General features: G+C 74.3%; 15 protein-coding genes. 8 read left to right on the top strand and 7 right to left on the bottom strand.

All coding sequences use genetic code 11. The features are described 5' to 3' along the window. Positions 1-62: 62 nt before the first annotated feature. Positions 63-905: an SMP-30/gluconolactonase/LRE family protein gene (locus tag J4557_RS05120; protein WP_208265178.1), complete on the bottom strand. Its 843-nt coding sequence runs from the start codon at positions 903-905 to the stop codon at positions 63-65. Between the two features lie 109 nt (positions 906-1,014). Then, positions 1,015-2,670 (bottom strand): bifunctional lysylphosphatidylglycerol flippase/synthetase MprF, encoded by a 1,656-nt coding sequence (locus J4557_RS51540; protein ID WP_208265177.1) that lies wholly within the window; start codon positions 2,668-2,670, stop codon positions 1,015-1,017. 195 nt (positions 2,671-2,865) lie between these two features. Here J4557_RS51540 and J4557_RS05110 point away from each other — a divergent pair, with 195 nt between their 5' ends. The 3 genes from J4557_RS05110 (at position 2,866) to J4557_RS05100 (ending at position 4,605) form a co-directional block, all read left to right on the top strand. Beyond that, positions 2,866-3,321, top strand: a complete 456-nt coding sequence (locus J4557_RS05110; RefSeq protein ID WP_208265176.1) for a flavodoxin family protein — start codon at positions 2,866-2,868, stop codon at positions 3,319-3,321. 28 nt (positions 3,322-3,349) lie between these two features. Beyond that, positions 3,350-3,649, top strand: coding sequence for a Dabb family protein (locus J4557_RS05105; protein ID WP_208265175.1), 300 nt, complete (start codon positions 3,350-3,352; stop codon positions 3,647-3,649). Between the two features lie 281 nt (positions 3,650-3,930). Further along, entirely contained in the window at positions 3,931-4,605 is a 675-nt protein-coding gene (locus J4557_RS05100) for a response regulator transcription factor (protein ID WP_208265174.1), read from the top strand. On the opposite strand, the gene J4557_RS05095 is transcribed toward J4557_RS05100, so the two are convergent. Beyond that, the gene (locus J4557_RS05095; RefSeq protein ID WP_208265173.1) at positions 4,580-4,807 is read right to left on the bottom strand and encodes a hypothetical protein; all 228 of its coding nucleotides are present in this window, start codon (positions 4,805-4,807) and stop codon (positions 4,580-4,582) included. The genes J4557_RS05100 and J4557_RS05095 overlap by 26 nt on opposite strands. 258 nt (positions 4,808-5,065) lie before the next feature. On the opposite strand from J4557_RS05095, the gene J4557_RS05090 reads away from it, so the two are divergent. After that, positions 5,066-7,192, top strand: coding sequence for an MMPL family transporter (locus tag J4557_RS05090; protein WP_208265172.1), 2,127 nt, complete (start codon positions 5,066-5,068; stop codon positions 7,190-7,192). Positions 7,193-7,255: 63 nt separating this feature from the next. Here the strand turns inward: J4557_RS05090 and J4557_RS05085 are convergent, their stop codons facing one another. Continuing rightward, on the bottom strand, positions 7,256-7,924 hold the full coding sequence (locus tag J4557_RS05085) for a TetR-type transcription factor C-terminal domain-containing protein (RefSeq protein WP_190864733.1): 669 nt from the start codon (positions 7,922-7,924) through the stop codon (positions 7,256-7,258). Between the two features lie 171 nt (positions 7,925-8,095). Here J4557_RS05085 and J4557_RS05080 point away from each other — a divergent pair, with 171 nt between their 5' ends. After that, positions 8,096-8,683, top strand: a complete 588-nt coding sequence (locus J4557_RS05080; protein WP_208265171.1) for an HAD family hydrolase — start codon at positions 8,096-8,098, stop codon at positions 8,681-8,683. 36 nt (positions 8,684-8,719) lie between these two features. Here J4557_RS05080 and J4557_RS05075 read toward each other — a convergent pair whose 3' ends face one another. Beyond that, positions 8,720-9,697 carry a zinc-binding dehydrogenase gene (locus J4557_RS05075; RefSeq protein ID WP_307799414.1) on the bottom strand — a complete coding sequence of 326 codons (978 nt, stop codon included), beginning with the start codon at positions 9,695-9,697 and terminating at the stop codon, positions 8,720-8,722. 144 nt (positions 9,698-9,841) lie between these two features. Between J4557_RS05075 and J4557_RS05070 the strand changes: the two genes are divergently transcribed. Beyond that, entirely contained in the window at positions 9,842-10,816 is a 975-nt protein-coding gene (locus tag J4557_RS05070; RefSeq protein WP_208265170.1) for a UbiA family prenyltransferase, read from the top strand. A gap of 4 nt (positions 10,817-10,820) precedes the next feature. Here J4557_RS05070 and J4557_RS05065 read toward each other — a convergent pair whose 3' ends face one another. After that, the gene (locus tag J4557_RS05065; RefSeq protein ID WP_208265169.1) at positions 10,821-11,894 is read right to left on the bottom strand and encodes an Rv1352/Rv1906c domain-containing protein; all 1,074 of its coding nucleotides are present in this window, start codon (positions 11,892-11,894) and stop codon (positions 10,821-10,823) included. A 178-nt stretch (positions 11,895-12,072) separates the two neighbouring features. Here J4557_RS05065 and J4557_RS05060 point away from each other — a divergent pair, with 178 nt between their 5' ends. After that, positions 12,073-12,744 (top strand): hypothetical protein, encoded by a 672-nt coding sequence (locus J4557_RS05060; protein WP_208265168.1) that lies wholly within the window; start codon positions 12,073-12,075, stop codon positions 12,742-12,744. Positions 12,745-12,791: 47 nt separating this feature from the next. Here the strand turns inward: J4557_RS05060 and J4557_RS05055 are convergent, their stop codons facing one another. Next, complete coding sequence (locus J4557_RS05055; RefSeq protein WP_208265167.1) at positions 12,792-13,436, bottom strand: hypothetical protein; 645 nt, start codon at positions 13,434-13,436, stop codon at positions 12,792-12,794. A gap of 209 nt (positions 13,437-13,645) precedes the next feature. Between J4557_RS05055 and J4557_RS05050 the strand changes: the two genes are divergently transcribed. Then, complete coding sequence (locus J4557_RS05050; protein WP_208265166.1) at positions 13,646-13,942, top strand: hypothetical protein; 297 nt, start codon at positions 13,646-13,648, stop codon at positions 13,940-13,942. Positions 13,943-14,242: the final 300 nt, after the last annotated feature.

The following is a 14,242-nucleotide window of genomic DNA, read 5'->3' as shown; positions in this document are numbered from 1 at the left end:
ACCCGCCGCCCACCCCGGGGAAACGGCCAGGTCGCCGAAGGCCCGCGGAGGGAGCGGTGCGGTCAGGGCCATCCCGCGCCAGGCACCTCGACGTCCGCGGCCAGGAGGCGGCCGCTGCCCGGCCGCACCGGCTCCGGTTCGGTCATGCCCTGCCACTCCGCCGCCGTGATGAACAGCGTCGTCCCGCCGGGACCGCCGAGCGCGCAGGCGAACGCGCCCCGCTCCACCTCGACGGCATCCAGGACCGCGCCGCCCTCGGCGACGCGCACGCACCTCTCATGGGGCACGTCGGCGTACCAGACGGCGCCTTCCGCGTCGGCGCAGATGCCGTCCGGCGTCCCGTCGCCCAGGTCGGCCCAGACACGCCGGTCCGACAGCCCGCCGCCGGCGCCGATCGCGAACGCCACCAGCTCACCGCTGTAGGAGTCGGCGACGATCAGCGTCGAGCCGTCCGGAGTCACCGCCATCCCGTTGGGGAACGCGATGTCCCCGGCCACCTCCCGGACCGTCCCGTCGGGCGCGGCGAGGAACACGGACCCGGGGCGGAACTCCTCCCCGGCCATCGGGTCGAACCCGGCGCGGTTGACGTAGGCGTTGCCGCGGCCGTCCGCCACGATGTCGTTCCAGCCCGCCCGGCCGAGATCCGCGTGCACGGTCCGCGTCCCGTCGCCGTCCTGCCGCAGCAGCCGCCCGCCGGGCGAATCGACCAGCAGCAGCCCGCCGTCCGGGAGCCACGCCGTGCACAGCGGCAGCGACTTCACCCGCGCGACCACCTCGCAGCGCCCGTCCGGGTCCGCGGCGAGGACCTCGCCCGCCGTCCAGTCGGAGAAGTACACCCGCCCGTCGTGCCACCGCGGCGACTCCACCAGCCCCCGCCCGCCGACCAGCGTCCGGATCTCCCGCATCGTCATCACCCTCGCCCCTCGCCGGGAACATCTCACCCTCTACACGAACGACCTCCGCCGGTATCGACAGGGTCGCGGCGGAGGCCGGTCCGGAGGGCCGGGCAGTCGGCTAGCGGCTGTAGTGGTGGGCGGGTTCGGTGACGGGCTCCTCGGCGGCGGCCGCCGGCTTCGTGCGGCCGAACTCCAGGGTCAGCAGCGCCGCCGCCAGCCACACGATGTCGAACCACGACCGGAAGACGATGCTGCGCGGCTTGTAGGCGGGCCGGAACTTCTTGTCGAACAGGTACAGCGACTCGACCGCGATCAGCGGGTCCAGCAGGTGCAGGGCCTGGTAGCCGGCCTTCTCGAGCGCGCCGCGCTCCTCGGCGTCCAGCAGCTCGCGGAAGGCCGCGAAGTTCAGCGAGACGAGCGCGTGGCCGTGCTCGCCCGCGTACTCGATCATCTCGACGATCAGCCGCTCGTTGACGCCGTTCGGCCCGCCGGGCGAGCGCCGCATCGCGTCGAGGCTGATGCCCTCGCCCGCCGTCACGTACCGCTGGAAGGCGATCGGCTTCTTGTCCTCGTCGTAGGCGACCGCGACGACCGCGCCGGGGTGGTAGCCGGTGAGCAGCTCGTCGAGGTTCATCGAGAAGCCGCGCTCGGCGGCACCGCCCAGCGAGCCGGACGCGACCTCCAGCAGCTCGGCGCGCAGGTCCGCGGACAGCTCGCGCTCGGGCAGGATCCCGGTGGTGACGCCGGCGTTGGCGGTGCGCTTGACGGCCTGCCGGACGTTGCGCATCTGCCGGCCCGACAGCGTGAACTCCTCCGGCCGGACGACGACCTCGTCGCCGAAGCCGAACGAGCGCAGCGGGCCCCACTCCGGCAGCAGGTCGGCGCTCGCGCCGAGCACCGCGGGCCGCCAGCCGGACGTCCGGCACAGCCGCAGGAACTCCTCGATGGCGGCGGCGTGCGACGCCGGGTCGCCGACGGGGTCGCCGCCCGCCACCGCGATGCCGAACAGCACCCGGTAGCCGATCGCGGCGCGCCCGTCCGGGCTGAACACGTACGACTTGTCGCGGCGCAGCGCGAACGGGGCCAGGGTGTCCGAGCCGGGGTGCGCGACCAGGCCGGCGACGCGGCGCCGCTCGTCCTCGCCGCCGGGCGGCGGCGCCGGGTCGGGCGCCAGCAGCGTCATCACCAGGGCGAGCAGGCCCACCGCGCCGGCGAGGCCGAGCACGCCGGGCAGCCAGGAGGCGCCGTCGATGCGCGCGCCGGTGGCGCCGAGGCCGCTCGCGACGACCCGCACGGACCGCACGGAGACGCCGCCGACGAGCACCGAGCCGACCACCGCGCCGATCACCAGGAGCGCGCCGGTCTTCACCGCGGTGCGGACCCGGTCGGGGTGCGGGCGGACGGGGAACCGGTCGCGCTCCACCCAGAGCCCGACCAGGACGGCCGCGAGGAGCGGCACCCGCCACGGCGCGTCGTCGCCCGCGACGACGGCGAGCAGGCCGAGGACGACCAGCGCGACCAGGCCGTACCAGGCGGCCCGGCGGCGCAGCAGGACGCCGCGCGCGATCAGGAGGAGCACCAGGCCCAGGGACACGGCGTGCGCGGGGGCGAGCGGGGTTCCGGTCACCACCGCCGAGAGCCGGTCGAGCCAGTGCGGGGACCATGCCATGGCGGGCACGGCGATCAGGACGGCGACGAACGCGGCGACGAGCGCCAGCGGCCAGACGGGCAGCGCCTCGCCGTCCGCGCGTTCGGCCGATTTCGCTGCATGCACGAGAAGCACACCTCCGCTGAGCCCCAACCATGATCTTTTGGAACTCATTCCCCGGATCGGACGTTATCTTTGGCCGCTCATGGTCAGCGTCGTCCGGACACCTCCTATGACGTCGCGTTCGGCGACTCCGGCGCTTCTCGTCCCCACGTCGGCCGTACCCGGCCACCCGGAGGGAAACTGGTTAGTCTCGTGAGGGTGAAGAGGCTCCTGCTCGTTCATCACACGCCCTCGCCGTCCGTCCAGGCGATGGTCGAGGCGGTGCGCGCGGGGGCGCGCACGGACGAGATCGAGGGCGTGGAGGTCGTCTCCCGTCCGGCGCTGACCGCCTCCGCCGTGGACGTCCTCGAGGCGGACGGCTACCTCCTCGGCTCCCCTGTGAACCTCGGTTATCTCTCCGGGGCGCTCAAGCACTTCTTCGACCAGATTTATTACCCGTGCTTGGAGGAGACAATCCGCCGGCCGTTCGGGGCCTTCCTGCACGGGAACAACGACGCCACCGGTGCGCTGCGCGCGCTGGAGGCCATCACGACGGGGCTGAAGTGGAAGGCGGTCCAGCCGCCGGTGGTGGTGACGGGGGAGCCGGGCAAGGCCGACCTGGAGGCGTGCTGGGAGCTCGGCGCGGTCACGGCTGCGGAGCTCGGGACCGTGTGAGCCCGCCGGTTCCCGGTAGCGTGCCCGCATGAGCGGTTTCCGGCACGTGGTGCTGTACAGGTGGGCCGAGGGCACGACGATCGGCCAGCAGGAGGAGGTCGCGGCGAGGCTGCGGGAGGTGGCCGGGACCATCCCGGAGGTCCGCGGGTTCAGCGCCGGCCTGGACGCGGGCGTGAGCCCGGGGGCCTACGAGTTCGTCGTGGTCGCGGACTTCGCGGGCAAGGACGGCTACCTGGCGTACCGCGACCATCCGGCGCACCGCGCGGTGGTCGAGGAGTTCATCGCGCCGATCGCCGCGGAGCGGGCCGCCATCCAGTACGAGACCTGACGCGCGCCCCGCCCGGAGACGGGGCGGGGGCGATGTGCGCTGTCCCACACAACGCTTACCGAGCAAGCGCTTGTGTTGGAGCACATTTCAGGTTAGTTTCACAAAACGCCCGCCGGGAACGGATCGCGCCCCGTTCCCGGCGGACGGCCTTCGCCCGCCCTCCTCCGCCGTCCGGCGGCGCCCTCGTGGGAACGGTCCGATTCCTCCCGCCGCCCGAATCGTCGTACGGTTGCGCCGTCGCATCCGGGCCGGACGGGGGCCCGGCGGACGGGGGAGCAGGCGTGATCACAGTGGTGCTGGCCGACGACCAGTCGCTGGTGCGGGCCGGGTTCCGGATGCTGCTGTCCGGCGAGGACGGCATCGAGGTCGTGGGCGAGGCCGAGGACGGCGACGCGGCGGTGGAGCTGGCCCGCCGGCTGCGGCCCGACGTCGTCCTCATGGACCTGCGGATGCCCGGGACGGACGGGCTCGCCGCCACCCGCCGGATCGCCTCCGACCCCGCGCTCGACGACGTGCGCGTCCTCGCCCTCACCACCTACACCGACGACGAGCACATCTACCTGGCGCTGCGCGCCGGAGCGGCGGGCTTCCTCGTCAAGGACATGGAGCCCGCCGAGCTGGTGAACGCCGTCCGGGTGGTGGCGGGCGGCGAGTCGCTGCTCGCCCCCGCCGTCACGCGCGCCGTCATCGAGGGCTTCGTCGGCGGACGTCCCGGACCCGCCCCCGCCGCCGTCGGCCGGCTCGAGGTCCTCACCGACCGGGAGCGGGAGGTCGTGCGGCTGGTCGGCCGGGGGCTGTCCAACGCCGAGATCGCGAGCGCCCTCGCGGTCAGCCCGCTCACCGCCAAGACGCACGTCAGCCGGGCCATGAGCAAGCTCGCGGTGCGCGACCGGGCCCGGCTGGTGGTGCTCGCCTACGAGTCGGGGCTGGTCACCCCCGGGTCCGCGAGTTCATGATCTCGTCGCGGAGCTGCTGCGGAGTGGGGGCCTCCAGCAGCCGCGGGCCGTTCCGCAGCGGGACCAGGGCCCACCAGGACCCGGTCGCCTCGCCGAACCAGACGCGCACGCCCGGGAACTGCTCCTGCAGGCCGCGCGCCGTGGCGGCGCGGAACGCCGCGGGCGTGGGCTCGTCCCGGCCGGCGCCTTGTGGAGCCGTCATGCCGCCCTCCCCCCGATGATCTCCTCAGTAACAGCGTCCCCACGGACCAATGCGTGACCCCTACTCGGCAAATTGTGACTAAGCACACTATGGAGGTTCGGGGGGCCCAACGGTGGGATACCGCGCCGGATGTACTCCTCCGGAAGTAGCGGGCCCGCCGGAAGACGCCGCCCGCCGGACGACGCGGGCCGGGTGCGGGAGCCACGCTTTCGGGAACGACGTGTTCTCTACCCGCGGACTCCCGCGAAGGTGGTTCCCATGAAACTGGCCAGGCTCGCCCGGGTCTGCTACCAAAGGCGGCGGCTCGTCGTCGTCGCCTGGATCGTCGGCGCGCTCGCCGTGCTGGTCCTCGGCTTCGGCTTCGCCGCCAAGCCGCTCAACGACTTCACCGGAGGCTCCTCCCAGTCCGCGACCGCGAAGAAGCTGCTCGACGAGCACTTCCCCAAGCGCAGCGGCGACACGGTCACGCTCGCCGTGCGGGCGGACGCCGGAGTGCGCTCGGCCGCCGTGAAGGCGCGCGTGACCAAGGCGATCGACCGGCTCGCCCGGACACCGCACGTCGCCTCCGTCACCTCGCCCTACGACGTCCCCGGCCAGATCTCCAAGGACGGCCGGACGGCGTTCGCCACCGCGAACCTCGACGTCCCCACCGACGACGTGCCCACCACGGACGTCACCAAGCTCATCGACGACGTCCGCAGCGACTCCGGGCCCGTCCGGATCGAGCTCGGCGGCGCCGCGATCGACAAGGCCGAGACCGCGGGCGGCGGGTCGTCGGAGGGGATCGGCGTGCTCGCCGCCGTCGTCATCCTGCTGATCGCCTTCGGCTCGGTGCTGGCGATGGGACTGCCGATCGTGACCGCGCTGCTCGGCATCGGCTCCGGGCTCGGGCTCATCGCGCTGATCGCGCACCTGCTGCCCGCGCCGTCGTTCGGGCCCATCGTCGCCGCGCTCATCGGCATCGGCGTCGGCATCGACTACGCGCTGTTCATCGTCACCCGCTACCGGGAGGAGCTCGCCGCCGGGAAGGAACCGGAGGAGGCGACCGTCACCGCCGTCACCACCGCCGGACGCGCCGTCCTGTTCGCCGGCAGCACCGTCGTGATCGCCCTGATGGGCCTGTTCGTCATGCAGCAGAAGCTGTTCGACGCCGTCGCCGTCGCCGCCGGCGTGGCGGTGCTGATGACGATGCTCGCCGCCGTCACCCTGCTGCCCGCGCTGCTCGGCTTCACCGGCCGGGCCATCGACCGGCTGCGCGTGCCGGGGCTCGGCCGCGCGCGCCGCCCCCTCGCCGAACGCTGGGCCCGGCTCGTGCAGCGCCACCCGGTCGTCACCGGGCTGTCCGCGGCGGCCCTGCTGCTCGTCCTCGCGGTGCCGGCGCTGTCGATGCGGCTCAGCCTGCCGGACTCCAGCACCCAGCCGCACGACACCAGCGGCTACGCCGCGAACCAGCTCATGTCCGAGGGCTTCGGGCCCGGCACCGCCGCGCCGCTGGTCATCGTCACCCGGGGCGGGAACCCGGCGCCGGTCGCCGCGGCCGTCGGCGCCGCACGGGGCGTCGCGGCCGTCCAGCCGCCGCGCACCAGCCCCGACGGGGCCGTCTCGGTGATCATGGCGTTCCCGACCACCGGCGCGCAGGACGAGGCCACCCCGCGGCTGGTGCACCGGCTCCGCGACGACGTGCTGCCCGGCGTCGCCCGCGGCACGGACCTGCGCGCCTACGTCGGCGGTCAGAACGCGGCGTCCATCGACTTCGCCGACGACGTGCAGAACCGGCTGCCGCTGCTCATCGCGATCGTGGTCGGGCTGTCGCTGCTGCTGCTGGTCGCGCTCGTCCGCTCGCTCACCGTGGCGCTGCAGGCCGCGCTGATGAACCTGCTGTCGATCGCCGCCGCCTACGGGGTGCTGACCGGCGTCGTCCAGCACGGCTGGGCGGGCAAGGCGCTCGGCTTCCCCACCTCGATGCCGGTCACCACCTGGGTGCCGCTGATGATGTTCCCGATCCTGTTCGGGCTGTCCATGGACTACGAGGTGTTCCTCGTGTCGCGGATCCGCGAGTCGCACGAGGCGGGCATGCCCACCCGGGAGGCCGTCGCGCGCGGCCTCGCCGGCACCGCGCGGGTCATCACCGCCGCCGCCGCGATCATGGTGATGGTGTTCCTGTCGGTGCTGCTCGGCGCGAACGTCGCCGTCAAGCAGATCGGCCTCGGCCTCGGCGTCGCCATCCTGATCGACGCGACCGTCGTGCGGATGGTGCTCGTCCCCGCCCTGATGGAGCTGTTCGGCGAGAAGAACTGGTGGCTGCCCGGTCCGATCGCGCGGCTGCTGCCGCGCCGCGCCGCCGAACCCGCGCCGGAGCGCCCGGGCGTTCCCGTGCGGGGATAGCGGGCCCTGCCGCCGGGGGCACGGCGGGCGCCGGGCCTGCGGCCGCGGGCGTCCGCCCGGGGGCTAGTGGGTGTTGATCCCGTCGAACATGACCTTGATGTAGTGCTCGCCGAGGCTCTGGGCGTCGAGCCGTCCGCCGGGCTTGAACCAGCGGACGGCCACCCAGATCGTGTCGCGGATCATCCGGTAGGTCAGCTTCGGGTCGAGGTCCTCGCGGAACAGCCCCTGCTCCTGGCCGGCCGCGATGGTCTCGACCCACATCTTCTCCACCTCGTCCTCGGACTTGGTGAGGTAGGCGAAGCGGTCCATGCCCTGGAGGTAGTTCCAGTCGTTCTGCATCACCGTGATCGCGGCGCGGTGCGGCTCGAGGGAGTTGAACGCGATGCGGACGAGCCCGGCGATCGTCTCGCGCGGGTCGCGGCCCGCGTCGATCTCGGCCCGGTAGGCGGCCATGATCTCGTCGAAGAAGCCGGTCAGGATCTCGTCCACGATCGACTCCTTGGAGTCGAAGTGGTGGTAGAGGCTGCCGGACAGGATGCCGGCCTCGTCGGCGATGTTGCGGACCGTGGTGGCCTGGAAGCCCTTCTCCGCGAACAGGTCCGCGGCCAGCCTGACCAGGTGCTCGCGGCGCTCCGACGCCAGGGCCGGCGAGCCCTTGCCGCGGCGGCGCGCGCCGCCCTCGCCGGCGGCCCGGGGCCTCGCCCGCCCGGAATTCGCGCTCGTGGTCGTCACCCTCTCATTATGCCGTGCGCGCCCAACCGCTTGCTCAGTCCGCGCGTCAGCGGCAGTTTACGGTCTGCCCAAGCGCTTGTTCCATCACCCGCGGCTCCCACATCGCGACGCGGCGCGACGCCGCCCCGCCCCACGACGGCGGCACCGCCCCGCCCCGCATACCCTCGGACCATGCCCGATGTGATCGTCTTCGACCTGTTCGGCGTCATCGCCCGCACCCAGACCCCCGAGGCCGTGCGGGAGATCGAGGAGATCGCCGGCGTCTCCGGCGCCCCGTTCTGGGACGCGTACTGGGCGCTGCGCCCCGCCTACGACGCCGGCCGGGACGCCGCGGCCTACTGGGCGGACGTCGCCGCCGCCCTCGGCACCGGGTTCCCCGACGTGCCCGCGCTGATCGACGCCGACCTGCGGAGCTGGACGAACGTCGACGAGCGCATGGTCTCCCTCGTGCACGAGCTGGCCGACGGCGGCCGCACCCTGGGCCTGCTCTCCAACATCATCGCCGACCTCGTCCCCCGCTTCGAGGCGCGGCACGAGGGCTGGCTGTCCCGGTTCGACGCGCTCACCTACTCGTGCGCCATCGGCGTCGCCAAGCCCGACCCGCGCGCCTACCGCATCTGCGCCGAACGCCTCGGCGTGGAGCCCGCCGACGTCCTGTTCATCGACGACACCGAGCGCAACGTCCTCGCCGCCCGCGAGACCGGCATGGCCGCCGAGGTCTTCACCGGCCCCGACCAGATCCGCGCCCTGCTCGGCTGACCCTGCTCGGCTGACCCGGCTCCGCACGCCCGGCGGCTAGAGGCGCACGACGAGCTTGCCGGCCGCCTCGTCGGCCTCCATGTACCGGTGCGCGTCGGCGATCTCGTCCAGTGCGAAGACCCGGTCGACGTTCGGCCGGAACCGGCCGCTCTCGACCCCGTCCACGAGCCGCTGCAGCGTCGCGGCGCCCGCCGCGCCCTGCACGTCGTCGCTGTGGAACACGGTGAGCCGCGTCCCGCTCCGCATCGCCTGCATCGGCTCGAACTCCGGGAGCACCCACTCGCCGCCCAGGATGCCCGTCATGCACACCGCGCCGCCCTTGCGGACGAGGCCGAGCGAGTCCACGAGGGTCGAGGCGCCGACGAGTTCGAGCACGTGGTCGGGACCGTCCGGGACGATCTCCCGCACCCCGTCCGCGATGCCGCCGTCGTCCAGGACGACGTGGTCGGCGCCCGCCTCCTCCAGCGCGCCGGCCTTGCCGGGGTTGCGGGTCGTCGCGATCGTCCGCAGGCCCAGCCCCCTGGCGAGCGACAGCGCCGCCATGCCGACCGACGACGTCCCGCCCCGCACCAGCAGCGTGCCGCCGTCCGCGCCGAGCGCGTCCAGCGACCCCTGCGCGGTCAGGTACGTCTCGGGCAGCGCCGCGAAGACCTCCCAGTCCAGCCCGGTCGTGACGGGGATCAGCAGGTCGTCGGGGAGCAGCGCGTACTCGGCGTAGCCGCCGTCGAACGCGCGCCCCATCTCGCCCATGACCGCCGCGACCCGCGTCCCCGGCGCGAGCACGCCGCCCGCGGCGACCTCCCCGACGCACTCGATCCCGAGCACGCGCGGGAACCGCACGCCGGGGGAGTGCCCCTGCCGGGTGAACATCTCCGACCGGTTCAGCCCGAACGCCCCGACCTTCACCAGCGTCCACCCCGGCCGCGGCCCGGGAACCGGCACCTCGCGCACCCGTAGCACGTCCGGCGGCCCCGGCCGCTCCGCCACGGCCGCCCGCATCATGATCGACTCCACACCGGGTCCAACGACCCGCGCCACCGAGATCATCCCGGCCGGCGGCGCAGGGGAGGCGAATTCGCGGGCACTGGCCACCGCGGAGCATGTGGACGTAGTGTCCAATAGGGGTGGGGGCGCGTCGCGATCCCTGGGGGTGACGGCATGCGCGCTTCTCAGACACGGCACCGGGTGCCGGTGCGGGCGGCCGTGCGGCGGTGGCGGGTGCTGCTCGACCTGTGGCTCATCGCGAGGCCGGCGATCTGGCTCGTCTCGCTCGTGCCGTTCTACGTCGGGCACCTGCTCGCGACGCGGTGGCTGATCGCCGGGCAGGACGCGTGCGCGCCGATGAGCGGCGGGTGCCTGGACGCGGCCGCGCCCGTGCTGACCGGGCTGGTCGTGTGGGGGCCGCTGGTCTGGCTGGCGGTGCCGGCCATCAACGACGCCTTCGACCTGGACGGCGACCTCGAGAATCCGCGCAAGGACGGCGCGCCGCTCGTCGGCGGGCGGCTGAGCGTGCACGGCGCGCTGGTCGCCGCGCACGTGACCGCGGCGGCGGCGCTGCTCGTCGCGCTGACGGTGCGGCCGGCGTTCGCGCTGGTCACGCTCGGGTTCCTGGTGCTCGGCTGGCTGTACAGCGTGCCGCCGATCCGGTTGAAGGACCGGCCGGGGTTCGACGTGGCGACCAACGCGGCCGGCGTCGGCGGCTTCGCGCTGGTGGCCGGCTGGACGGTCGTGCGCCCCATCGAGGGCTTCCCGTGGGTGATGGCCGCCGAGGGCGTCCTGGTCGCGACCGCCCTGTACGTCCCGACGACCGTCACCGACTACAGGGCCGACCTCGCCAGCGGGTACCGGACCATCGCCGTGCGGCTCGGCCCGCGCGGCGCGTACCGGATCGGGCTCGCCGCGTGGACGGCGTCGTGCGCGCTCGCGGTGACGCTGGCCGCGACCGGGCACGTGTTCCCGCACCGGACGCTGTGGACGCAGGCCGTGTCCGCGCCGGTGCTGGTCCGGGTGTACCACCGCTTCCTCGGCCGGGCGCGCGAACCGGAGGAGGTGCTCCACGGCATCATCGTGACGAGCTGGGTGTTCCTCGTCCCGTACCTGGTGTTCGCGCTGATGTACGCGCGGGTGCTGTGAGCGGTCAGGCGGGCGGGGGCGGGAGCTCGCCGCCCGCCTCGGCGGCCTTCGCGAGCCGCTCGCGCAGCGTCCGGACGAGCGCGTCGCCCTGCTCGGTGAGCCGCTCGATCGCGGGCAGCGCCAGGTCGTCGCGGACGGTGTCGGCGAGCAGCTCGTCGTACTCGTGCGCCTTCGCCGCCAGGGACTCCAGGTGGCGGTGCGCGGCCAGGGCCTCGTCGGCGGCGCGGGCACGCTCGGCGTACCGCTCGAGGGCCTCGATCCGGCGCGTCACCGCCTCGACGGAGATGTCGAGCTTCTCGCGGAGCGGCAGCAGCGCGGCCGCCACCTCGGGCAGCGGCGCGGCCTCCGCCATCTCCTCCTGCTCCCTGCGCAGCTTCGACTGCCGCGCCAGGACCTGCGCGATCTCCCACTCCTGCCGGGGCAGGGTGACCGCGTTGTCGACGGCGTCCAGCAGGCCCTCCCGGTTGACCTGCGAGTCGCGGACGGCGTCGACCGCGGCCTGCACGCGGACGAGCAGCGCGCGGCCCGGCCCGTCGAAGTCCTCGGGGGTGAGGTAGCGGTGCCGGCGGCGCTCCAGCTCGCGGGCGCGCCGCAGGTCCAGCGAGACCGACGGGGTGCCGAGCGCGACCAGGACCGCGAGCATGCCGAGGCCGATCAGCCACAGCGAGCCGAGCAGCGGCGACCCCAGCAGGCCCAGCCCGAGGACGGTCAGCGGCGCCAGCCACAGCAGCGGGCGGCGGCGCGCCACGAGCGTGTCGAGCTCGGCGCGCAGTCCGGGGTCGGCGACCGGGCGCGGTTCCGCCGCCGGGCCGTCCCCGGCGCGGCGCGGCGGGGCGATCCGCCGCCAGTACGCGCCGACGTGGGTCTCGAACGCGAAGTCGGTCGGCTCGATCTCGACCTCGGCGCCGCCGGCGGGCAGCGGCCACATGCCGACCGGGTCGCCCCCTCCGGGGCCGGTGAAGCGGACCCACCAGCCGCCCGCGGCGTCGTCGCACCGGTACCGCCCCGGGGCGACGTCGATGCCGACGAAGAACGTACCGACTCCGGGGATGGACTCGTTCCACGCGCCACTGGTCACCGGCGACCTCCGACCCGACCTCTCGCCGTGCCCCTCGCCCCCCTCCGGCGAGGGCCGTCCCACGGTGCTGCGCCCGCTACAGGATCGACGTCCGGGAGACGGCAACAGTTGCATTACCCACATCGTCCCCGGGAAAGCGGCGTCACGGACATCGGAACCGGTTTGGAATACTCCATGGGTGCGACCTGCTCACGACCCTCTCGACGACCCGCCCTGGGCGATGCAACTGGTGGTACGCGCGGAGAAGGCCGATCCGCCCACTCACGGCGCCGTCTGCGAGGCCGCGGCGACCGCCGTCGTCCGGCTGCTCACCGACCCGCGCGCGACCGACCCCGACGGGGAGTGGCGCCTGCCGGTGCACGAATGGGAGTCGCGGCGGATCCGGAAGGTGACGCGGCGCGCGCGCGGCGTCCGCTGGCCGGAGGCGCAGGCGCTGCCGGGAGTGACGGTCGAGCACGCGGGCGCGCAGGTGCGGGCGTTCCCGCCGGGCCCGGTCGCGGACGTCCCGCCGGAGCTGGCGAAGCTCCAGGTGGCCGGGCTCGACCTCGCGGACGCCGAGGAGCCGGCGCCGCCGCCCGCGCCGCCGTACGCCGCGCTCGCCCTGAACCCGGACGTGACGATGACGACCGGCAAGGCCGCGGCGCAGAGCGGGCACGCCGCGCAGCTGCTGCTGCGGCAGGGCCGGCGCAAGGACGTCGCGGCGTGGATCGAGGCGGGCGCGCCCGTGCACCTGGTCAGGGACGTCGCGTGGTCGCGATGCGTCAAGGAGGCGGCCGTCGCGGTCCGGGACGGCGGCTTCACCGAGGTACCGCCGGGGACGATGACCGCCATCGCGTGGATCGTCCGCTGACGTCCGGACCCTCCCGTCCCGTCCGGGCGCGCCGGGGCGCGCCCGGTTCAGCGGCGCGGCAGCCGGTTGAGCGCGGCGAGCGCGAACTCCTGCGTCCGGGTGAGCCGCCGCGGCCCGCCGTCCCCGACGGCGTCGCCGCCACCGTCCTGTCCGGGTCCGTCCGGCGCGGGCGGCACGGCCGACGCGCGGACCGCCGCACCGCTGCCGACCTGCGCCTTCGCGCTCAGCCCGTACGAGACGAAGAGCAGCACCACGAAGCCCGCGAGGTAGAGCAGGTGCTCCAGGAGCCCGCCCCACCGGCCGTCGAACACGTCCAGGACCGCGAACACCGCGAAGCCCGCCATCCAGCCTGCCAGGGCCGGGACGAACCACATGTCGCGGCGGCGGGCGATCCCCGCGGCGGTCACCGCGACGAGCACGGCCTCGGCCGCCTTGGCCAGGATCAGCAGCGTGCCGGCGTTCCCGGAGCCGAAGTAGTCGCCGAGTTCCTTGCGCCGGTCGCCCCACAGCAGCGCCGCGCCGGCCAGGCCCGCCACCCCGTACGCGATGAGGAAGACGCCGACCGCGTAGTGCATCCGGTGCCAGGTGCCGGCCGGGGAGGACGGAGCGGTCCCCTCCGCCGGGCGCCGCTCGGGCAGCCGCTGGTCGGGCCGGGTCCACTCCGGGTTCGCGCCCGCGCTCGCCATCGCCATACGCCCCAACTTCCCCCTTCGAGTGCCATGCGCAACATATCCCGGATGCCGTTCGCGGCGGCCGGGCACCGCGCCCTTTGCGACGCTCGCCGCGGCGCCGGAGTTCGCGGCGCACCCGCGCCGACCGGGCCGCAGTGCTTGCACCCGGGCCGGGGAAGGGGGAGGGTGAGATCTCGTCGGGCCGCGCGGAGTCCATGGGGAAGACAAGGATGACGCCTGACGATACGGGAACCGCCGCGCCCGCTCGGACGCGGATCGAATATCTGGAAGAGCTGGGCGCCGAGCTGGTCGAACGCGGCCTGCGGGTGCGCCTCACACTGCCTCGGGGCCAGTCGCCCAGCCTGCACGTGATGAATCCGGACGCCTCCGCCCTGACGGAGAACATCCTCGCGGAACGGGGCGCCGACGGATGGTGGTACTGGTGGTCGTGGGCGGAGCGCATCGCACCCGCCGACGACGTCGCCGCCGCGGCCGACCGGGTCGCGCTGGTCCTCGCCGTTTCGTAGCGACCCCGGCCCAAGGGCCTCGCCCAGCGGCTCGGCCCTTGACCGGGCTCGCGCGGGCACGGCATCGCTTCGCGGTCTTCTCCCGGTGAGGCTCGCCTTCGGCGTCGCCTCACCGGTCAGGTGACGCGCTCGCGCGACGGTCGAGGCGCCGGGTCATGCGGCACAGTCTCGGTGCGCTCCGGGACGCCGCCGCATGGCCGCGGCGTTGGTCGCGCGCGGCGGGTCGCCCGCGGGCCGGGGCTGAATGTTGACCCGCCGAACATATGCCGCGCGCGGCCCGGACCCGTCCTGACCTCCGGT

The sequence above is a fragment of the Actinomadura nitritigenes genome (assembly GCF_017573545.1).
Classification (GTDB): domain Bacteria; phylum Actinomycetota; class Actinomycetes; order Streptosporangiales; family Streptosporangiaceae; genus Spirillospora; species Spirillospora nitritigenes.
Note: the sequence above shows the minus strand (reverse complement) of the source record. Positions and strands in the feature narration are given on the sequence as shown.